Genomic DNA, 20,912 nt, shown 5'->3' on the forward strand with positions numbered 1-20,912 from the left:
CGCCACGCACGCAACACACGCAGGATTTTCAAGAAATGATTCGCTCCCTCTACATCGCCAAGACCGGCCTCGATGCGCAGCAGACGCAGCTCGACGTCGTGTCGAACAACCTGGCCAACGTCGGCACCACCGGCTTCAAGCGCAGCCGCGCCGTGTTCGAAGACCTGGTCTACCAGAACCTGCGCCAGAGCGGCGCCCAGTCGTCCGACCAGACCCGCCTGCCTTCGGGCCTGCAGGTCGGCACCGGCGTGCACGTGGTCGCCACCGAGCGCATCCACTCGCAAGGCAACCTCACCAAGACCGACAAGCCGACCGACGTGGCCATCAGCGGCAGCGGTTTCTTCCAGGTGCTGATGCCCGACGGCACTACCTCGTACACGCGCGACGGCTCGTTCCAGAAAGACCGCGACGGCCAGCTCGTGACCGCCAGCGGCTTCCCGGTGCAGCCCGCCATCACCATCCCGGCCAACGCCACCAGCATCACGGTGGGCCGCGACGGCATCGTGTCGGTGGTGCAGGCCGGCAGCACGAACACCGTGCAGATCGGCCAGCTGCAGCTCGCGACCTTCGTCAATCCGACGGGCCTGGAAAGCCGCGGCGAGAACCTGTATGCCGAAACCGACGCCTCGGGCGCGCCCAACCAGGTGAACCCCGGCGTCGACGGCGCGGGCACGCTGAGCCAGGGTTACGTCGAGGCTTCGAACGTGAACGTGGTGGAAGAGCTGGTCAACATGATCGCCACCCAGCGTTCGTACGAAATCAACAGCAAGGCGGTCCAGACTTCGGACCAGATGCTGCAGCGCCTGGCACAGCTGTGATGCAGGGTGCGCGTCTTCTTCGTCGGGGCGGCGCCGCCAGGGTGCTGCTGGCGATGCTCGTCGCCGCGCTGGCCGCGGGCTGCGCGCAGGTGCCGCGCGAGCCGCTGGTGCACCAGCCGATGACGGCGCGCGCCGAGAGCTATGCGCAGTTGCAGCCGCGGCGCTCGCCCGGTGCGATCTTCCAGGACGGTCCTGGCGCGAACGCGCTGTTCGAGGACCGGCGCCCGCGCAACATCGGCGACATCCTGACCATCGTGATCAACGAGAAGGTCAATGCCACCAAGAACTCGGGCGCGAACGCCAGCCGCGCGGGCAGCACCACCAGCGTGTTCGCGGCGATTCCGAAACTCATCGGCGGCCTGCTCGACGGGCAGGACAACAAGCTCAGCGGCACCAACTCGCTCACCGCCAAGGGCGGCGCCAACGCCAACAACACCTTCAGCGGCGTGATCACGGTCACGGTGGTGGACGTGATGGGCAACGGCAACCTGCTGGTGAGCGGCGAGAAGCAGATGGGCATCAACCAGGGCACGGAGTTCATCCGCTTCTCGGGCGTGGTGAACCCGCGCACCGTGTCGGGCAACAACACCGTGCCTTCGACGCTGGTGGCCGACGCACGCATCGAATACTCGGCCAAGGGCTACATCGACGAGGCCCAGACCATGGGTTGGATGCAGCGCATCTTCCTCAACGTGATGCCATTTTGACTATGAAACACCCCCAGGCTTCGCGCACTTCGTGTCGCTTCTCCTTCCCCCTTGCAGGGGGCAACACCAGTGGCCCGGCAAAGCCGGTTCCACGGTGCTCCACGAATTTCCTGGCTCGCTTGCGCATCGCCTCGGCGGTGGTGGTGGCGCTGGGTGTCTTCGGGTTTGCGCCTGCGCACGCGGAGCGGCTCAAGGAGCTGGCAAGCATCCAGGGCGTGCGCGACAACCCGTTGATCGGGTACGGTCTGATGGTCGGCCTGGACGGTACGGGCGACCAGACGATGCAGACGCCGTTCACCACGCAGAGCCTGAACAACATGCTGCAGCAACTGGGCATCACGATTCCGCAAGGCGTGAACATGCAGCTGAAGAACGTGGCGGCGGTCATGGTGACGGCCACGCTGCCTTCGTTCGCGCGGCCGGGCCAGAACATCGACGTGACGGTGTCGTCCATGGGCAATGCGAAGAGCCTGCGCGGCGGCACGCTGCTGATGACGCCGCTGAAGGGCGTGGACGGCGCGACCTACGCTGTGGCGCAGGGCAACATGGTGGTCGGCGGCGCGGGCGCGTCGGCCAACGGCAGCAAGGTGCAGGTCAACCAGCTGAGCTCTGGCCGCATTCCGGGCGGCGCGCTGGTCGAACGCACGGTCGAGGCGCCGGTGGGGGGCGAGGGCACGTTCACGCTCGAACTCAACCGCTCGGACTTCGGCACCACGCAGCGCGCGGTCGATGCCATCAACCGGCAGTTCGGTCCGGGCTCGGCCGAGGCGATCGACGCGCGCGTGATCCGCGTGCGTGCGCCCGAACCGCAGCAGCGCGTCGGTTTCCTCGCGAAGCTCGAAGACCTGGAAGTGACGCCGACGCAGGCCGGCGCGCGCGTGGTGGTCAATGCACGCACCGGCTCGGTGGTCATGAACCAGGCGGTGCGGGTGAAGGACTGCGCCATTGCGCACGGCAACCTGTCGGTGGTCATCAACACCGAACCCGTCATCAGCCAGCCGGGTGCGCTTTCGGGCGGCACCACGGTGGCGGCGCAGACCTCGCAGATTTCGGTGAACCAGGGCGGCGGCGCGATGCAGATGGTGCGCGGCGGTGCCTCCCTGTCGGACGTGGTCAAGGGGCTGAATGCCCTGGGTGCGAATCCGCAGGACCTGGTGTCGATCCTGCAGGCCATGAAATCGGCCGGCGCGCTGAGCGCCGAGCTGGAAATCATCTGAGGCTGCACGCATGACCGTCTCGAACATGAGCGCCGGCGCGGGCGCATGGAACACCTCCGACGCGGCCAGCCGCGCCGGCGCGCTCGACCAACGCTTTGCGCTGGACGTGCAGGGCGTCGATGCGCTGCGCCGCACCGTGCGCGCATCGCCGGAAGAAGGGCTGCAGCAGGTCTCGCGCCAGTTCGAGGCCATGTTCATGAACATGGTGCTCAAGAGCATGCGCGAAGCCACGCCTTCCAGCGGCATGCTCGACAGCCAGAGCCAGAAGGTCTATCAGTCGATGTTCGACCAGCAGCTCGCGCAGAACCTGTCGGGGCGCGGCGTGGGGCTGGCAGAGGCCATGCTCGAGCAACTGCGCCGCACCTTGCCGTCGGGCCCGCCCGATGCCGAGGCGGACGCCGAGATCGGCACCCGGCCGATGCTGCTCGAGCCGCGCGCAAGCGGCCTGCCGTTTTCTCCGCGCGCGGGCATTCCCATCGGCTCCGCGCCCACCGGACGCGTCTCCACGGCGGCCGACCTGGGGGTGTACCAGTACAGCGGCGAGCGCCGTGCACCGGTCGCGAATGCCTCGCTGCAGGGCCAGGTCGACGAATTCGTGGGCCGCATGGGCGCTTCCGCGCAGGTGGCCAGCACCGCCAGCGGCGTGCCCGCGCCGCTGATCCTGGCGCAGGCCGCGCTGGAGTCGGGCTGGGGCAAGCGCGAGATCCGCGCCGACGACGGCACGCAGAGCTTCAACCTGTTCGGCATCAAGGCCGACCGCAGCTGGAAGGGCCCGACGGTCGAGACCACCACCACCGAATACGTCGACGGCGAGCCGCAGAAGGTGCGCGCCAAGTTCCGCGCCTACGCCTCGTACGACGAAGCCTTCACCGACTACGCGCGCTTCATCACGCGCAACCCGCGCTACGCGAACGTGCTGGCCACCGACGACCCGCACGAAGCAGCGCACGGCCTGCAGCGCGCGGGCTACGCCACCGATCCGAAGTACGGCGAGAAGCTGGTTCGCATCATGCAGAAATTCGGCTGAGCCCCGCGCGGCGCAGCCTTGCCCGGTAACGGCGGCCGCATGCGCGGCGAGCCTTTCCCCAACACTGGAATACACAGGAATTCCCATGGCAGAGATCGCAAGCATCCAGCAACGGCAACAGCAGCAGTCCGGCGCTTCCACAGGAGCGGGCCGCCTGGAGGTGGTGACGTTCAAGCTGGGCGAAGAGGAATACGGTATCGACATCCAGAAGGTGCAGGAGCTGCGCGGCTACGACGCGGTGACGCGCATTGCGAACGCGCCGGAGTACATCAAGGGTGTGGTGAACCTGCGCGGGATCATCGTTCCGATCATCGACATGCGCATCAAGTTCAAGCTGGGCGACCCGACGTACGACCAGTTCACGGTGGTGATCGTGCTGAACATCGGCGGGCGTGTGGTGGGGATGGTGGTGGACAGCGTGTCGGACGTGATCACGCTGACGGCGGAGCAGATCAAGCCTGCGCCGGAGATGGGTTCGGTGCTGGACGCGGACTACCTGATCGGGCTGGGCACGCTGGACGAGCGGATGCTCATCCTGGTGGACATCGACCGGCTCATGTCGAGCCAGGAAATGGGCCTCATCGAGAAGATGGCGGCCTGAACGGTCTCCGGGCACCGCATAAAAACACACCAAAGGGTCCGAGAGGAGACAAGCCACATGAAGAATTGGAATACGAGCCAGCGCCTGGGCGCCGGCTTCGCGGTAGTGCTCGCGCTGGTGTTGCTGATCGCCGGTGTCGGCGTGCTGCGCCTGCAGGCGGTGGGCGAGGCCACGAAGGAAATGGCCCGGCAGTCGCTGGTAAAGGAGCGCCTGGCCTCGGCCTGGCAGCTGGGCACCACCTCCAACAGCGTTCGCACCGTCTCGCTGCTCAAGAGCAACGACGCCGCGATGCAGGACTACCTGCAAAAGGGCATCGCCAGCACCAGCGCCGGCATTTCCGAGACACAGAAGAAGCTCGAGGCCATGTTGGCGTCCCCCGCCGAACTGGCGCTGAGCGCCGACATCAGGAAAAAGCGCGGCGACTATGTCGAGCTGCGCAACAAGCTGCTCAAGCTGAAGGCCGAGGGCCGTGCGGACGAGGTCGCGAAGCTCACCGACACCCAATTGCTGGGTGCACTCGACATCTACGACACCAGCATCCGCGCGATGCTGGCACTCCAGCAGCAGCAGATCGACAACCTGGCCAACGACATCGAAACCCAGTACCAATCGGGCCGTGTCTACCTCGTCGTGCTGGCGGTGTTCGCGCTGGCGCTGGGTTCGGTCATAGCATGGCTGCTGACGCGCGGCATCGTGCAGCCGATCGGCGAAGCGCTGCTGATCGCAGAGACCGTGGCGTCCGGCGACCTGAGCCAGGAATTCGAGACCGATCGCGGCGGCGACTTCGGCCGGTTGCTTCGCGGCATGGGCGAGATGGAAGACACGCTGACCGACCTGGTGACACGCATCAAGGCGTCCACTGATTCGATTGCCGTGGCGTCCCGGCAGATCGCGGCGGGCAACGAAGACCTGTCATCGCGCACCGAGCAGCAGGCGAGTTCGCTGGAGCAGACGGCGGCCTCGATGGAAGAACTCACGAGCACGGTGAAGCAGAACGCGGACAACGCACGCCAGGCGAACCAGCTGGCGGTGTCGGCTTCGGCCGTGGCGGTGAAGGGCGGCAATGTCGTGTCGCAGGTGGTCGACACCATGGGCTCGATCAATGCGTCGTCCCGGAAGATCGTGGACATCATCGGCGTGATCGACGGCATTGCGTTCCAGACCAACATCCTCGCCTTGAACGCAGCGGTGGAAGCAGCCCGCGCCGGCGAGCAGGGCAAGGGCTTTGCCGTGGTGGCTTCCGAGGTGCGCAACCTCGCACAGCGCTCGGCATCGGCCGCCAAGGAAATCAAGACCCTCATCGGCGATTCCGTGGAGAAGGTCGAGGAAGGCAGCAAGCAAGTCAGCGAAGCCGGCCGCACGATGGAAGAGATCGTCGGCAGTGTGCGCCGTGTAACGGACATCATGGGCGAGATCACGGCAGCCAGCCAGGAGCAGACCTCCGGCATCGAACAGATCAACCAGGCCATCACGCAGATGGACCAGGTGACACAGCAGAACGCCGCGCTGGTCGAGCAGGCTTCGGCCGCGGCCCAGTCGCTGCAGGAGCAGGCCGACAACCTCGTCAGGGCGGTGAGCACCTTCAAGCTCGACGCCGACGAGGCCGTGGCCGTGGCGGCTTGACAAGGTGTTGTCTCGTGCCCGCCTTTCTCCGAAGTTCGCCCTGCGCCTGGGCGCAGGCATTGCCGTGGTTTTCCTGCTGCTGGCGGTGGCGCTCGGCGTCGGTTTCCAGGCCGGTGCCGGCCTTGCGTGGGCGCGCAACGCGATGCTGGCGCTGGGCGCCGCATCGCTGCTTGTCGGAATTGTCATCGCGTGGTTCATCGCGCGCTCCTTCCACCGTTCCAGCCACAACGCACTGAAGACCGCGCAGAGGCTGGACCGGGTTCTTCAAAACGTCAACGCAAGAGATTCTTGAAACACCCATGCGCTCCTTTCTCAATCTACGGATCGGCACCCGTCTGGGTGCGGGTTTTGCCGCCGTTCTGCTGATGCTGGCCGGGGCCATCGGCCTTGGCCTGCAGGCGATGGGCGATGTGCAGTCGCGGCTGGAAGGCATCGTCGAGGGCAACAACGTCAGGGTCGCGGCGGTCAACACGATGTCGGATGCCGTCCGCGAGATCGCCATCCTCGACGGCAACCTGATCCTGCTGACCGAAGACGCCGCCATGCGCGAGGAGTCGAAGAAGATCGCCAGCGCCCGCGAACGCTATGCGCAAGCCCACGAGACCTTGCAGAAGATGCTGGTCAGCCCGGAAGGCAAGGCTCTGCTGGCCAGGGCCGACGAGAAGGCGGCCCTGCTTGTGCCGCTGAATTCCCAATTGTCCGAACTGGCGCTGCAGAACAAGAACGAGGAAGCGACGCAGATCTTCATCACGAAGTTCCAGCCGGCCGTGCGCAACGTGCTGACCGAACTCGACGCCATGGATGCCAGAGAAAGCAGGCGGTCCCAGGCGGCCAGCCGGGAGGCGGCCGAAGGCTATGCATGGTCTCGCAACCTGATGTTCGCGCTGGGCGGCTTCGCGATCCTCTTCGGCGCGGCCATCGCATGGTTCACCACGCGATCGATCACGCGTCCGATCGGCGAAGCCGTGCAGGTGGCAGAGAAGGTGGCCGCGGGCGACATCACTTCGCGCATAGAGGTGCACTCGAAGGACGAGACCGGCCGGCTGATGGCGGCGCTGATGGCGATGAACGAAAGCCTGGTTCGCATCGTGCGCGAAGTGCGCATGGGGACGGACACGATCGCGACGGCTTCGGGGCAGATTGCTTCGGGCAACCAGGACTTGTCGTCGCGTACCGAAGAGCAGGCCAGCTCGCTGGAGCAGACGGCTGCTTCGATGGAAGAGTTGACTTCGACGGTGAAGCAGAATGCGGACAACGCGCGCCAGGCGAACCAGCTGGCTGTGTCGGCTTCCGAAGTGGCAGTGAAGGGCGGCAGCGTCGTGTCTCAAGTGGTCGACACGATGGGATCGATCAATGCGTCTTCCAAGAAGATCGTGGACATCATCGGCGTCATCGACGGTATTGCGTTCCAGACCAACATCCTGGCACTGAACGCGGCCGTCGAAGCCGCTCGTGCCGGTGAGCAGGGCCGCGGCTTCGCGGTAGTGGCATCAGAAGTGCGCAGCCTCGCACAACGCTCGGCAGCAGCAGCCAAGGAAATCAAGACCCTCATCGGCGATTCCGTGGAGAAGGTCGAGGAAGGCAGCAAGCAGGTGGAAGAAGCCGGCCGCACCATGGACGAAATCGTCGGCAGCGTGCGCCGTGTGACGGACATCATGGGCGAGATCACGGCCGCCAGCCAGGAACAGACCTCGGGCATCGAGCAGATCAACCAGGCCATCACGCAGATGGACCAGGTCACGCAGCAGAACGCCGCGCTGGTCGAAGAAGCCTCTGCGGCAGCCCAATCGCTGCAGGAGCAGGCCGGCAGCCTCGTGCAGACCGTGAGCATCTTCAAGATCGATGCCAACGCCGTCGCCACGGTTCGCCCCGGCTTTACTCGCATCACCCCCATCCCCCGGCCCGCGAAACCTGTGCGGCCGGTGGCGACGCAGCCGCCCAAGGCGCTGCCCGCACGCCGTGCGCCGGCTGCCGCTGCGGCGCCCCAGTTGGCGATGGCCGGCGACCCCAAAGGCGATTGGACCGAGTTTTGAGACGAAAGGACTCAAGTCTGGCGATCCGATGCCGATAACAGGATGACGGCGTTGCCGCGTTGCGTGCGACAGCCGCCGTCTCCCGTTATTGAAGGAAGAAGAGAGCAATGAGTTTGAAGGATCTGAAAATCGGCACGCGCCTGGGGCTCGGCTTCGCGGTAATGCTGCTGCTGATGGCTTTCATTGCCGGAACCGGCGTGCTGCGGCTGACCAATGTGGGGCATGCCACCGACGAGATGGTGGAGCAGGCGCTGGTGAAAGAACGCCTGGCCAACGAATGGCTGAGCAACCTCAAGTCGAACACGGTGGCCAACTTCGCGATGGTCAAGACCACCGATCCCGCCATTGCGGCCTATTTCTCCAAACTCCAGGCGGCCGGATCGGCACGCATCAGTCCGGCGCAGAAGAAGCTCGAATCGATGCTGGACACGTCGGAGGAGAAGGCGCTGTACGCCAAGGTGTCAGCCTCGCGCGCCGTGGTGCTCGAGACGGTGGGCATTCTCAACAAGCTCAAGGACAGCGGCCAGCTCGCCGAAGCGAACACGCTGGTCGACACGAAATTCACCGACGCACTTGGCGTGTATGGCGGCGCCGTCGAAGCGCTGGCCCAGCACCAGCGCGAAAAGATCGATGCCGCCGCCAAGCGCATCGGTGCCGACTACGTGGCGGGCCGCACCACGCTGATCGTGCTGGCATCCATTGCCGTCGTGCTGGGTGCGCTGTTCGCCTGGCGCCTGAGCGTGGGCATCGTGCGCCCGCTCGGCCATGCGCTGGAAGTGGCCGAGACCGTGGCGGCCGGCGACCTGAGCGCCGACATCCGCGTGGAAAGCCGCGATGAGGCGGGCCAGCTGATGCAGGCGCTGAAGAACATGAATGAGAGTTTGGCCAAAGTGGTCGGCGAGGTGCGCACGGGCACCGACACGATTGCCACGGCTTCCAGCCAGATTGCTTCGGGTAACCAGGATCTGTCGTCGCGTACCGAGCAGCAGGCCAGCTCTCTGGAGCAGACGGCGGCCTCCATGGAAGAGCTGACTTCGACCGTGAAGCAGAACGCGGACAACGCGCGTCAGGCGAACCAGCTGGCTGTGTCTGCTTCGGAAGTTGCCGTGAAGGGCGGCAGCGTCGTGTCGCAGGTGGTCGACACGATGGGCTCGATCAATGCGTCTTCCAAGAAGATCGTCGACATCATCGGCGTGATCGACGGCATTGCGTTCCAGACCAACATCCTGGCACTGAACGCGGCGGTCGAAGCGGCTCGTGCAGGCGAGCAGGGTCGCGGCTTCGCGGTCGTCGCTTCGGAAGTGCGAAGCCTTGCACAACGTTCTGCAGCAGCAGCCAAGGAAATCAAGACGCTGATCGGCGATTCCGTCGAGAAGGTCGAAGAAGGCAGCAAGCAGGTTGCCGAGGCTGGCCGCACCATGGAAGAGATCGTCGGCAGCGTGAAGCGCGTGACGGACATCATGGGCGAGATCACCGCAGCCAGCCAGGAACAGACATCGGGCATCGAGCAGATCAACCAGGCCATCACGCAGATGGACCAGGTGACGCAGCAGAACGCCGCGCTGGTCGAGGAAGCCTCTGCGGCAGCGCAATCGCTGCAGGAGCAGGCAGGCAGCCTGTCGCAAGTCGTCGGCGTGTTCCAGCTCGGCCGCAATCAACTGGCCCTGGCCTGAAAGCGACGACCCGACCATGCGTGTCAATCTGCCAGTCACCGGTATCGAATACGAACTCCCGCAGGACGCCGCCCTGGTGTCCCGCACCGACCTCAAGGGTCGCATCACCTATGTCAACCCGGCCTTCGTCGAGGCCAGCGGCTTTACCGTTGACGAACTCATGGGCAAGGCGCACAACATCGTGCGCCATCCCGACGTGCCGCCAGAAGCCTTTGCCGACCTGTGGCAGACGCTGGGGCAAGGCCTGCCGTGGACCGGCCTCATCAAGAACCGGCGCAGCAACGGTGACTTCTACTGGGTGCTCGCCAATGTCACGCCGATCCGCCGCGACGGCCGCGTACAGGGCTACATGTCCGTGCGCAGCCGGCCCGACCGCGCCGACGTGGCCGAGGCCGACGCGCTCTACCGCCGGCTGCGCGAAGGCGGGGCCAAGGGCATCACGCTGCAGCAGGGGCAGGTGGTGCAGCGCGGCTGGATGAACCCGCTGGCGCAGCTGCGGCGCATTCCGGTGCGCCAGCGCGTGTTCGGCGTGACCACGGCGGCCGCGCTGCTGTCGCTTGGTCTGGGAATCGCGGGCTGGATGGAGGCTGGCCGGCTGGTCGCGTCCGCCGGTACGCACAGCTGGCTTCCCGGTGCCGTGGCTGCCGGTGGCGTGGGCTTTGCGCTTGCGTGGCTGGGGCTCGGGCAGTTCCTGGGCCGCACCGTCTTCCGTCCGCTGGACGAGGCCCTGCATGTGGCTCGGGCCATAGCCGGCGGCGACCTCGCCAAGTTCGAGATCCGGCCCGGGGACGAGATCACCGGGCTGCTGCGCGCGCTGAACCAGATGAGCGCGAACCTGTTCGCGATCGTCGCGGACGTCGGCACCAACGTGGCGGGCGTGATGTCGGCGTCGAGCCAGATCGCCTCCGGCAACCAGGACCTGTCTTCGCGCACGGAGCAGCAGGCGAGTTCGCTGGAGCAGACGGCCGCTTCGATGGAAGAGCTGACCTCCACGGTGAAGCAGAACGCGGACAACGCGCGCCAGGCCAACCAGCTGGCTGTGTCGGCTTCCGAAGTGGCGGTGAAGGGCGGCAGCGTGGTGTCGCAGGTGGTCGACACCATGGGCTCGATCAATGCGTCGTCCCGCAAGATCGTGGACATCATCGGCGTGATCGACGGCATTGCCTTCCAGACCAACATCCTGGCGCTGAATGCGGCGGTGGAAGCCGCCCGTGCCGGCGAGCAGGGCAAGGGCTTTGCCGTGGTGGCATCCGAGGTTCGCAGCCTCGCGCAGCGCTCGGCCGCCGCGGCCAAGGAAATCAAGACGCTGATCGGCGATTCCGTCGAGAAGGTCGAGGCCGGCAGCAAGCAGGTCGCGGAAGCGGGCCGCACGATGGAAGAGATCGTGGGCAGCGTGCGCCGCGTGACCGACATCATGGGCGAGATCACTACCGCGAGCCAGGAGCAGACCTCCGGCATCGAGCAGATCAACCAGGCCATCGCGCAGATGGACCAGGTCACACAACAGAACGCCGCACTGGTCGAAGAGGCTTCGGCCACGGCGCAGTCGTTGCAGGAGCAGGCCGACGGCCTGGTCAGGGCCGTGCGCGTGTTCAGGGCCGAAGTGGCCGAGACCCATTAATTTCAAACCGGAGAGAACAGATGCTGACCAAGGCAAAAGACCCCTTGCAACAAGCCGCCTCGGCGCCGTCCCCTTCCACGGGCGGCAGCCGCCTGGAGGTGGTGACGTTCAAGCTGGGCGAAGAGGAATACGGTATCGACATCCAGAAGGTGCAGGAGCTGCGCGGCTACGACGCGGTGACGCGCATTGCGAACGCGCCGGAGTACATCAAGGGTGTGGTGAACCTGCGCGGGATCATCGTTCCGATCATCGACATGCGCATCAAGTTCAAGCTGGGCGACCCGACGTACGACCAGTTCACGGTGGTGATCGTGCTGAACATCGGCGGGCGTGTGGTGGGGATGGTGGTGGACAGCGTGTCGGACGTGATCACGCTGACGGCGGAGCAGATCAAGCCTGCGCCGGAGATGGGTTCGGTGCTGGACGCGGACTACCTGATCGGGCTGGGCACGCTGGACGAGCGGATGCTCATCCTGGTGGACATCGACCGGCTCATGTCGAGCCAGGAAATGGGCCTCATCGAGGCCGCGGCCACCGCCTGATCCTTGCCGCCCCTCGCCTTCTCCATTCAACGCCCGCACCATGAACTTCTTCTCGAACCTGCGCATCGGAACACGGCTTGCCGTAGCCTTTTCCGTCGTCCTCGGCATGGTGGTGATTTCCACCGCCTTCGCGTTGCTGTCCGCGCGCAGCAACGCGGAAGCCACGCGGGTGATGATGGAAAGCCCGTTGGCGAAGGAACGGCTGATCGCCGACTGGTATGTGCTGACCTACTCGGCCATCGCACGCACGTCGATGATCGCGCGCACCACCGACGAGAGCTTGCCCGTCGTCTTCGCCGACGTCATTTCCGACAGCGTGAAGAAGGGCTCGGAGACCATTGCCAAGGTCGAGAAACTGCTGGTGACCGACGAGGAGAAGGCCACCTTCAAATCGATCATCGAGCTGCGCGCCAAGTACCAGGCGGCCAAGGAAGAAGTGGGCAAGGCCAAGGCCGGCGGCAACACGGTGGAAACGGCGCGCGTCTTCAAGGAGACCTTCCAGCCGGCAGCCAAGGCCTATGAAAACCGCGTGCTCGAGCTGTTGGCGATCGAGCGCAAGGCGATCGACGACATGAGCGCCGAGATCGACGCGGCGAACTCGCGCAGCTTCAACTTGCGGCTGTTCCTGACGCTGGCGACCGTGGTGATCGGCGCGATCCTCGCGTTCCTTATCTCGCGCAGCATCGTGCGGCCGCTGGCGCGCGCCGTCGAGGTGGCGGAAACGGTGGCGGCCGGCGACCTGAGCGTCGACATCCGCGTGGAAAGCCGCGACGAGGCGGGCCAGCTGATGCAGGCGCTGAAGAACATGAACGAGAGCCTGGCCAAGGTGGTCGGCGAGGTGCGCACGGGCACGGAAACGATCGCGACGGCTTCGGGGCAGATTGCTTCGGGCAACCAGGACTTGTCGTCGCGTACCGAAGAGCAGGCCAGCTCGCTGGAGCAGACGGCTGCTTCGATGGAGGAGCTGACTTCGACCGTGAAGCAGAACGCTGATAACGCGCGTCAGGCGAACCAGCTGGCTGTGTCTGCTTCGGAAGTTGCCGTGAAGGGCGGCAGCGTCGTGTCTCAAGTGGTCGACACGATGGGCTCGATCAATGCGTCTTCCAAGAAGATCGTCGACATCATCGGCGTGATCGATGGCATCGCGTTCCAGACCAACATCCTTGCACTGAACGCAGCTGTCGAAGCGGCTCGTGCAGGCGAGCAAGGCCGCGGCTTCGCGGTCGTCGCTTCGGAAGTGCGAAGTCTTGCACAACGTTCTGCAGCAGCAGCCAAGGAAATCAAGACGCTGATCGGCGATTCCGTCGAGAAGGTCGAGGAAGGTAGCAAGCAGGTTGCCGAGGCTGGCCGAACCATGGACGAGATCGTCGGCAGCGTGAAGCGAGTGACCGACATCATGGGCGAGATCACCGCAGCCAGCCAGGAGCAGACCTCCGGTATCGAGCAGATCAACCAGGCCATCACGCAGATGGACCAGGTCACACAACAGAACGCCGCGCTGGTCGAAGAAGCCTCTGCGGCAGCCCAATCGCTGCAGGAGCAGGCAAGCAGCCTGTCGCAGGTGGTCGGCGTGTTTCGCCTGGAAGGCAGCCTTGCTGCCAGCCCGGCGCATCGGTTGGCATTCACTGCATAAGCAGCACAAATCGGAGAAAAGACAATGCAGTGGTTCCAGAATCTTCGCGTCACCGTCCGGCTGATCCTCAGCTTTCTCGTGGTCGCGGCCATCGGTGCGGCAGTGAGCGCACTCGGCATCTTTCACATGGGGCGCATCAGCGCCTCGACCGAAGAGCTCTACTCCAACGAGCTTCGCGCCCTGCAGGCCGTGCAGGAAGCCAACATCCACCTGCTGTACGCCAGCCGCGCCCAGATGACGCTGCTGTCGGCCGGCACGCGCGGAGAGCGCAACGCGGGTGCGAACGAGCTCAAGGCGTCCATGGAAAGCCTCTCGTCGCGTGCCGCCGAAGTCAAGTCGTTCTTCGGCGAGACCGAGGAAGGCACGAAGCTCTTCAGCCAGTTCGAAGGGCTGGTCGCTCCGCTGAACACTCACATGAACGACTTCGTCGCGCTGGTGAACAAGCAGCCGCTGGACAGCTCGCAGTTCGACAACCAGGTGACCGAAGACAGCACGCGCCTCCTGAAGGAATCGCGCGGTCTGGAAGAAGTGCTCAAGGGCATGGTCGCGCACAGCAAGGACCTGGCGCGAGTGCGTGCCGAGAAGGCCGATGAGACCTACAAGACCTCCCGGCTGATGATGCTGGTGATGGCGCTGGCCGGCATCGTGGTCAGCGTGGGGCTGGGCGTCGTGGTGGCGCGCCTGATCGGCCGGCAACTCGGTGGCGAGCCGCAGTACGCCGCCGACGTGGTCGGTCGCATCGCCGACGGCGACCTGTCGCTGGCGGTAGAGGCCGATCCCGCGCGTGACGGCAGCCTGCTGCATTCCATCAAGCAGATGCAGGTGCAGCTGACCTCGATCGTCGGGAAGATCAAGGATTCGAGCGAAACCATTGCCAGGGCTTCTGGGCAGATTGCTTCGGGCAATCAGGATCTTTCGTCGCGCACGGAAGAGCAGGCCAGCTCGCTGGAGCAGACGGCTGCTTCGATGGAGGAGCTCACCAGCACGGTGAAGCAGAACGCGGACAACGCGCGCCAGGCCAACCAACTGGCTGTGTCGGCTTCCGAAGTGGCAGTGAAGGGCGGCAATGTCGTGTCGCAGGTGGTCGGCACGATGGGCTCGATCAATGCGTCGTCCAAGAAGATCGTCGACATCATCGGCGTCATCGACGGCATTGCGTTCCAGACCAACATCCTGGCACTGAACGCAGCTGTCGAAGCAGCCCGTGCCGGTGAGCAGGGCCGGGGCTTCGCGGTGGTGGCATCAGAAGTCCGCAGCCTCGCGCAGCGCTCTGCAGCCGCAGCCAAGGAAATCAAGACGCTGATCGGCGATTCCGTCGAGAAGGTCGAAGAAGGCAGCAAGCAGGTTGCCGAGGCAGGCCGCACCATGGAAGAGATCGTCGGCAGCGTGAAGCGCGTGACCGACATCATGGGCGAGATCACCGCTGCGAGCCAGGAACAGACCTCCGGCATCGAACAGATCAACCAGGCCATCACGCAGATGGACCAGGTGACGCAGCAGAACGCGGCACTGGTGGAGGAAGCCTCCGCCGCCGCCCAGTCACTGCAAGAAGAGGCGGGCAGCCTGGTTCAGGCCGTGAGCATCTTCAAGCTGGATGCGAGCCACCAAGCCGAGTCCGGCGCGCGCGCCCAGGCATTGCCGGCCGCACAAGACAAGAAATCATCGTTGCCCGCCGTGCCGCAGCTTGCCGTGGCCGGTGCTGGCGACTGGCGCGAGTTCTGAGAGGAACGCGCCCGACGCGACAACCCACGTATCGGCTTCGAAGCCACAAGGAAAAAATCATTAAAACTTTCTACAACTTCAAGATCGCGACCAAGCTGCTTGTGTCGTTCATTGCCGTCCTTGTTTTGACGGCTTGTGTCGGCGTCATCTCGGTGATGCAACTGGGCAAGGTCCATGACATGTCGACCGATCTGGCGACCAACTGGATGCCGGCCACGCGCTCGCTGCTCGAAATGAAGAACCTGGTGTCGCGCTACCGCACGCAGGAGATGCAGCACATCCTGTCGGGTTCGTACGACGAGATGGCGGTTTACGAGAAGGCGATGGACGAGACCTGGACCAACCTGCAGAAGCACCGCGCTGAATACGAGAGGCTCATCTCCGAGCCGGAAGAGCGAGAGATCTACCCGGAACTCCAGAAGCTGCTGACCCAGTATTCGGTAGAGCACAACAAGATCGTCGCCATCTCGCACACGCAGGAGAACGAACAGGCGAATGCGCTGATCCGCGGCAAGTCGCTGCAGCTGAGCCGCGAGATCAACACGACGCTCGACAAGCTCACCGAGGTCAATGTGGCCGGCGCGATCCGCGCCGGTGAAACCGCCGACACGGTGTATGGGGAGGCGCGCCTCTGGGTGCTGGGCCTGCTGCTGGGCAGCGTGGCGCTGGGCCTGGTGCTTGCGCTGTCGATAGCACGCATCGTCTCGCGGCCCCTGTCTGAGGCGGTGAAGGTGGCGCAGTCGGTGGCTGCCGGTGACCTGACCAGCCGCATCGAGGCGCGCACGACCGACGAGACCGGCCAGTTGCTCGAAGCACTGAAGGGCATGAACGACAGCCTCGCGAAGATCGTCGGCGAAGTCCGCATGGGGACGGACACGATCGCAACGGCGTCCAGCCAGATTGCTTCGGGCAACCAGGACCTGTCGTCGCGTACCGAGGAGCAGGCCAGCTCGCTGGAGCAGACGGCAGCCTCGATGGAGGAGCTGACTTCGACGGTGAAGCAGAACGCGGACAACGCGCGTCAGGCCAATCAACTGGCTGTGTCGGCTTCCGAAGTGGCAGTGAAGGGCGGCAGCGTCGTGTCTCAAGTGGTCGACACGATGGGATCGATCAATGCGTCTTCCAAGAAGATCGTGGACATCATCGGCGTCATCGACGGTATTGCGTTCCAGACCAACATCCTGGCACTGAACGCGGCCGTCGAAGCCGCTCGTGCCGGTGAGCAGGGCCGCGGCTTCGCGGTAGTGGCATCAGAAGTGCGCAGCCTCGCACAACGCTCGGCAGCCGCAGCCAAGGAAATCAAGACCCTCATCGGCGATTCCGTGGAGAAGGTCGAGGAAGGCAGCAAGCAGGTGGAAGAGGCCGGCCGCACCATGGACGAAATCGTCGGCAGCGTGCGCCGTGTGACGGACATCATGGGCGAGATCACCGCAGCCAGCCAGGAACAGACCTCCGGCATCGAGCAGATCAACCAGGCCATCACGCAGATGGACCAGGTCACGCAGCAGAACGCCGCGCTGGTCGAAGAAGCCTCTGCGGCAGCCCAATCGCTGCAGGAGCAGGCCGGCAGCCTCGTGCAGTCCGTCAGCATCTTCAAGCTCGATGCCAATGCCTTGGCCACGCGCACCAGTTTCACGCGCCTGACGCCGATCCCCAGGCCCGCCGTTGCCGCCAAGCCGGCGCCGAAACGTCCGGCCAAGGCGCTCACCGCGCGCCGCGAGCCGGGTGGTCGCCCCGCACCGCAGCTGGCCATGGCCGGCGACGCGAAGGGCGACTGGACGGAATTTTGATCTTCGAGTGTTCAACCCTGCCGCATCCGTGCCGATAACGAACCCATGGCGCCGCATCCCGCGGCGGGTTTGCTCCAGTTCCGAGAAAGAAGAAGTCAAATGAGCTTGAAGAATCTGAGAATCGGCACCCGCCTGGGCTTCGGCTTCGCGGTGGTGCTGCTCCTGATGGCGACCATCGCGGCCACGGGCATGCTGCGCCTGGCCAAGGTGGGCAAGGCCACGGAAGATCTGATGCAGAACGCGCTGGTCAAGGAGCGCCTGGCCAACCAGTGGTCCAACCTGCTCGGGCCGGCGATCGTGAACTCGTTCGCGATGGTCAAGGCAACGGATCCCAAGGTGGCGGCCTACTTCGAGAAGGGCCGGGCCGACAAGTCGGCGCTGATCAACCCGGTGCAGAAAAAACTCGAGGAGCTGCTGACTTCTCCGGAAGAGAAGAAGCTGTATGCCAACGTGGCCGACGCTCGCGCCATCGTGCTGCAGGCCATCGGGCAGATCAACAAGCTCAAGTTGGAAGGCAAGAACGAGGAGGCCATGGACCTGGCCGACAACAAGTTCGCGCCCGCGCTTGTCGTCTATGAGGAAGCCGTAGCCAAGCTCGCGGCGTATCAGCGTGATCGCATCGACGAGCTGGCCAAGAGCATCGAGGCCGACCATTCGACCGGCGAGACCACGCTGTTGGCGCTGTCGGTCATCGGCTTGCTGCTGGGGGCGCTGTTGGCCTGGCGGCTGACGCTGAGCATCGTGCGCCCGCTGGGGCATGCCGTGCAGGTGGCCGAAACGGTGGCCGCCGGCGACCTGAGCACGGACATCAAGGTGGAAAGCCGCGATGAGGCCGGGCAGCTGATGCAGGCGCTGAAGAACATGAACGAGAGCCTGGCCAAGGTGGTCGGCGAGGTGCGCACGGGCACGGAGACGATCGCGACGGCTTCGGGGGAGATTGCTTCGGGTAACCAGGATCTGTCGTCGCGCACGGAGCAGCAGGCCAGCTCGCTGGAGCAGACGGCGGCCTCGATGGAAGAGCTGACTTCGACCGTGAAGCAGAACGCGGACAACGCGCGTCAGGCCAATCAACTGGCTGTGTCGGCTTCCGAAGTGGCGGTGAAGGGCGGCAGCGTCGTCTCCCAAGTGGTCGACACGATGGGCTCGATCAATGCGTCTTCCAAGAAGATCGTCGACATCATCGGCGTGATCGATGGCATCGCGTTCCAGACGAACATCCTGGCACTGAACGCGGCTGTCGAAGCAGCCCGTGCCGGTGAGCAGGGCCGCGGCTTCGCGGTGGTGGCATCAGAAGTGCGCAGCCTCGCACAACGCTCTGCAGCCGCAGCCAAGGAAATCAAGACGCTGATCGGCGACTCGGTGGAGAAGGTCGAAGAGGGCAGCAAGCAGGTGGAAGAGGCCGGCCGCACCATGGACGAGATCGTCGGCAGCGTGAAGCGCGTGACCGACATCATGGGCGAGATCACCGCAGCGAGCCAGGAGCAGACCTCCGGCATCGAGCAGATCAACCAGGCCATCACGCAGATGGACCAGGTCACACAACAGAACGCCGCGCTGGTCGAAGAAGCCTCGGCGGCAGCCCAATCGCTGCAGGAGCAGGCAAGCAGCCTGGTGCAGGCCGTCAGCATCTTCAAGCTCGACGCCAATGCGCTCGCCAATGTGCGCCCCGGCTTCACCCGCATCACCCCCATTCCCAAGCCCGCCAAACCGGCGCCGGCCGCGGCGAAGCGTCCCGCCAAGGCGCTGCCCGCGCGCCGCGAGCCGGGCGGCCGCCCCGCGCCGCAGCTGGCCATGGCCGGCGACGCCAAGGGCGACTGGACAGAGTTCTGACTTCGGTCCTCAACTTTTGGCCGGCGCTGCCGATAAACACAAAGAAGGCGCCTTCGCGGTGCCAGACACACTCTCCAATTGACAGGTAAAGCCTTATGTCCGGAAGCATGTTCTACACAGGTCTGAGCGGCCTCGGCGTCGCCCGCACCGCGCTGATGACCACGGCCCACAACACCGCCAACGTCTACACGGCGGGCTACAGCCGCCAGGTGGCGGAGATCGCCACGGGCAGTGCCATTTCCAGCGGCTCGGGCTACATCGGCACGGGCGCCAACGTCTCGACCGTCTCGCGCAGCTACGACCGCTACCTGACCGCGCAGCTTGCCAACGCGCAGTCGGCCTCGGTCGCGCTTGCCACCAACGGCACGCAGATCAACCGCATCGACACCCTGCTGGCCGACAAGACCTCGGGCATCTCGGCGCTGATGCAGAGCTTCTTCACCAGCATCCAGGGCGTGGCCAACACGCCGGCCGACCCGGCCGCGCGCCAGCAGATGATCAGCTCCGCCCAGGCGCTGGCCAGCAAGTTCCGCACGACCGACCAGTACCTGTCCGACCTGAACTCGTCGGTGAACGAGCAGATCGACGGCAGCGTCGACCAGATCAACGTCTACGCCAGCAAGATCGCGAGCCTGAACCAGCAGATCAGCCAGGCCACGGCCATGGCCAGCGGCCAGCCGCCGAACGACCTGCTCGACCAGCGCGACCTGCTCGTGAGCCAGCTGAGCCAGGTGGTCGACGTCAAGGTGCTGCAGCAGGACAACGGCAAGTACAACGTGTTCATCGCCACCGGCCAGTCGCTGGTGGTGGGGGACTACGCCTCCCAGATGGTCTCGGTCAACTCGGCCGCCGACCCCAGCCGCAAGGCGGTGGCGCTCAAGGGCTTCGGCGGCAACACCGCCGAGCTCGACGACAGCACCTTCAAGGGCGGCGTGCTTGGCGGCCTCATGACCTTCCGCAGCGAAACCCTCATCCCCACGCAAAATTCCATCGGCCGGCTCGCCATGTCGGTTTCCGATGCAGTCAATGCACAGCACAAGCTGGGCGTCGACCTGAACGGCGCGCTGGGCCAGAACTTCTTCAACCAGGCGGTGCCGGGCGTGATGTCCAACGCAAAGAACACAGGCAACCTCGAATTCGGAGCATCGCTGACCGATGCCTCGAAGCTCACGACCAGCGACTACGACGTCAGCGTCACCAATGTGGCGGGCACGCTCACCTACACGGTCACGCGGCTGTCGGACAAGACGTCGATGGGCAGCTTCACCACCTTTCCCATCACCTTCGACGGCGTGAGCCTCACCGCCGCCAGCGGCACCGCGCAGGCCGGCGACTCGTTCCTGGTGCAGCCGACCCGCACCGGCGCGCGCGACCTCGACGTGCTGGTGCTCGATCCCGCCAAGGTGGCGGCCGCGTCGCCGCTCGTCACCGGCAACTCCGCGGGCAACAAGGGCAGCGGCGCGCTGGGCACGGCGACTGTCGACGCCTCCTACCCCGGCACGCCGCTGGCGGGCACGGTCACGCTGAGCTTCGACGCCGCCACGGGCAGCCTGACGGGTTTCCCCGCGACCTCGGCCGTTTCGGTGACGCTGCCCAACGGCACCACCACCAACTACCCGGCCGGCACGCCCGTGCCCTACACCGCCGGCGCGAAGATGAGCTTCGACGGCGTCACCGTCAGCATGAGCGGCGCGCCGTCGCAGGGCGACACCTTCACCATCAAGAAAAACACCTCGGGCGTGTCCGACGGCAGCAATGCGCTGCTGCTGGGCGCACTGCAGCGCAAGACCACGATGGCCAACGGCACGGCGACCTTCAACGGCGCCTACTCGCAGCTGGTCAGCGAAGTCGGCAACCGGGCCATGGCTGTCAAGGTGGCGGCGGCCACGCAAGACAGCGTGACCGGCCAGATCAAGGCCAGCCAGCAAGCCGTCTCCGGCGTCAACCAGGACGAGGAAACCGCCAACCTGCTGATGTTCCAGCAGATGTACCAGGCCAACGCGAAGGTGATCCAGACCGCCTCGACCATGTTCGACGCGATCCTCGGCATCCGCAGCTGAGTCTTTTCACCGAAG

General features: G+C 65.2%; 16 protein-coding genes. All 16 read left to right on the forward strand.

Annotated features, from left to right (window positions below):
- The first annotated feature begins 35 nt into the window (after positions 1–35).
- The 16 genes from flgG to flgK all read left to right on the forward strand — a co-directional run bounded on the left by flgG (position 36) and on the right by flgK (position 20,897).
- Positions 36–818 carry a flagellar basal-body rod protein FlgG gene (gene flgG / locus ACWV14_RS08110; RefSeq protein WP_454907405.1) on the forward strand — a complete coding sequence of 261 codons (783 nt, stop codon included), beginning with the start codon at positions 36–38 and terminating at the stop codon, positions 816–818.
- Positions 818–1,525 carry a flagellar basal body L-ring protein FlgH gene (locus ACWV14_RS08115; RefSeq protein ID WP_454907404.1) on the forward strand — a complete coding sequence of 236 codons (708 nt, stop codon included), beginning with the start codon at positions 818–820 and terminating at the stop codon, positions 1,523–1,525. The genes flgG and ACWV14_RS08115 overlap by 1 nt, the downstream gene beginning before the upstream one ends.
- 119 nt (positions 1,526–1,644) lie before the next feature.
- Complete coding sequence (locus ACWV14_RS08120; RefSeq protein ID WP_285412772.1) at positions 1,645–2,742, forward strand: flagellar basal body P-ring protein FlgI; 1,098 nt, start codon at positions 1,645–1,647, stop codon at positions 2,740–2,742.
- A gap of 10 nt (positions 2,743–2,752) precedes the next feature.
- The gene (gene flgJ / locus ACWV14_RS08125; protein WP_454907403.1) at positions 2,753–3,769 is read left to right on the forward strand and encodes a flagellar assembly peptidoglycan hydrolase FlgJ; all 1,017 of its coding nucleotides are present in this window, start codon (positions 2,753–2,755) and stop codon (positions 3,767–3,769) included.
- Positions 3,770–3,854: 85 nt separating this feature from the next.
- A complete protein-coding gene (locus ACWV14_RS08130; RefSeq protein ID WP_422085456.1) occupies positions 3,855–4,370 on the forward strand; it encodes a chemotaxis protein CheW in 516 nt (171 codons plus the stop codon).
- A gap of 57 nt (positions 4,371–4,427) precedes the next feature.
- A complete protein-coding gene (locus ACWV14_RS08135) occupies positions 4,428–5,993 on the forward strand; it encodes a methyl-accepting chemotaxis protein (protein ID WP_454907402.1) in 1,566 nt (521 codons plus the stop codon).
- A gap of 64 nt (positions 5,994–6,057) precedes the next feature.
- Entirely contained in the window at positions 6,058–6,285 is a 228-nt protein-coding gene (locus ACWV14_RS08140) for a hypothetical protein (RefSeq protein WP_454907401.1), read from the forward strand.
- A 7-nt stretch (positions 6,286–6,292) separates the two neighbouring features.
- Positions 6,293–8,026, forward strand: a complete 1,734-nt coding sequence (locus ACWV14_RS08145) for a methyl-accepting chemotaxis protein (RefSeq protein WP_454907400.1) — start codon at positions 6,293–6,295, stop codon at positions 8,024–8,026.
- A 107-nt stretch (positions 8,027–8,133) separates the two neighbouring features.
- Positions 8,134–9,699: a methyl-accepting chemotaxis protein gene (locus ACWV14_RS08150; RefSeq protein WP_454907399.1), complete on the forward strand. Its 1,566-nt coding sequence runs from the start codon at positions 8,134–8,136 to the stop codon at positions 9,697–9,699.
- A gap of 16 nt (positions 9,700–9,715) precedes the next feature.
- Positions 9,716–11,320, forward strand: a complete 1,605-nt coding sequence (locus ACWV14_RS08155; protein ID WP_454907398.1) for a methyl-accepting chemotaxis protein — start codon at positions 9,716–9,718, stop codon at positions 11,318–11,320.
- 20 nt (positions 11,321–11,340) lie between these two features.
- Positions 11,341–11,862 (forward strand): chemotaxis protein CheW, encoded by a 522-nt coding sequence (locus ACWV14_RS08160; RefSeq protein WP_422085462.1) that lies wholly within the window; start codon positions 11,341–11,343, stop codon positions 11,860–11,862.
- 40 nt (positions 11,863–11,902) lie between these two features.
- On the forward strand, positions 11,903–13,495 hold the full coding sequence (locus ACWV14_RS08165; protein WP_454907397.1) for a methyl-accepting chemotaxis protein: 1,593 nt from the start codon (positions 11,903–11,905) through the stop codon (positions 13,493–13,495).
- 24 nt (positions 13,496–13,519) lie between these two features.
- A complete protein-coding gene (locus tag ACWV14_RS08170; RefSeq protein ID WP_454907396.1) occupies positions 13,520–15,217 on the forward strand; it encodes a methyl-accepting chemotaxis protein in 1,698 nt (565 codons plus the stop codon).
- Positions 15,218–15,276: 59 nt separating this feature from the next.
- Positions 15,277–17,007 (forward strand): methyl-accepting chemotaxis protein, encoded by a 1,731-nt coding sequence (locus ACWV14_RS08175; RefSeq protein WP_454907845.1) that lies wholly within the window; start codon positions 15,277–15,279, stop codon positions 17,005–17,007.
- A 99-nt stretch (positions 17,008–17,106) separates the two neighbouring features.
- On the forward strand, positions 17,107–18,837 hold the full coding sequence (locus ACWV14_RS08180) for a methyl-accepting chemotaxis protein (RefSeq protein ID WP_454907395.1): 1,731 nt from the start codon (positions 17,107–17,109) through the stop codon (positions 18,835–18,837).
- 107 nt (positions 18,838–18,944) lie between these two features.
- Positions 18,945–20,897 carry a flagellar hook-associated protein FlgK gene (gene flgK, locus ACWV14_RS08185; RefSeq protein ID WP_454907394.1) on the forward strand — a complete coding sequence of 651 codons (1,953 nt, stop codon included), beginning with the start codon at positions 18,945–18,947 and terminating at the stop codon, positions 20,895–20,897.
- The last annotated feature ends 15 nt before the right edge of the window (positions 20,898–20,912 follow it).

Source organism: Variovorax durovernensis (assembly GCF_977011995.1).

Excerpts from the sequence above, each read along its gene's own strand:
- flgG (WP_454907405.1), top strand. The coding sequence starts at position 36 with ATGATTCGCTCCCTCTACATCGCCAAGACCGGCCTCGATGCGCAGCAG.
- ACWV14_RS08135 (WP_454907402.1), top strand. The coding sequence starts at position 4,428 with ATGAAGAATTGGAATACGAGCCAGCGCCTGGGCGCCGGCTTCGCGGTA.
- ACWV14_RS08180 (WP_454907395.1), top strand. The coding sequence starts at position 17,107 with ATGAGCTTGAAGAATCTGAGAATCGGCACCCGCCTGGGCTTCGGCTTC.
- ACWV14_RS08170 (WP_454907396.1), top strand. The coding sequence starts at position 13,520 with ATGCAGTGGTTCCAGAATCTTCGCGTCACCGTCCGGCTGATCCTCAGC.
- ACWV14_RS08150 (WP_454907399.1), top strand. The coding sequence starts at position 8,134 with ATGAGTTTGAAGGATCTGAAAATCGGCACGCGCCTGGGGCTCGGCTTC.
- flgJ (WP_454907403.1), top strand. The coding sequence starts at position 2,753 with ATGACCGTCTCGAACATGAGCGCCGGCGCGGGCGCATGGAACACCTCC.
- ACWV14_RS08130 (WP_422085456.1), top strand. The coding sequence starts at position 3,855 with ATGGCAGAGATCGCAAGCATCCAGCAACGGCAACAGCAGCAGTCCGGC.
- ACWV14_RS08155 (WP_454907398.1), top strand. The coding sequence starts at position 9,716 with ATGCGTGTCAATCTGCCAGTCACCGGTATCGAATACGAACTCCCGCAG.
- ACWV14_RS08115 (WP_454907404.1), top strand. The coding sequence starts at position 818 with ATGCAGGGTGCGCGTCTTCTTCGTCGGGGCGGCGCCGCCAGGGTGCTG.
- flgK (WP_454907394.1), top strand. The coding sequence starts at position 18,945 with ATGTTCTACACAGGTCTGAGCGGCCTCGGCGTCGCCCGCACCGCGCTG.
- ACWV14_RS08160 (WP_422085462.1), top strand. The coding sequence starts at position 11,341 with ATGCTGACCAAGGCAAAAGACCCCTTGCAACAAGCCGCCTCGGCGCCG.
- ACWV14_RS08165 (WP_454907397.1), top strand. The coding sequence starts at position 11,903 with ATGAACTTCTTCTCGAACCTGCGCATCGGAACACGGCTTGCCGTAGCC.
- ACWV14_RS08145 (WP_454907400.1), top strand. The coding sequence starts at position 6,293 with ATGCGCTCCTTTCTCAATCTACGGATCGGCACCCGTCTGGGTGCGGGT.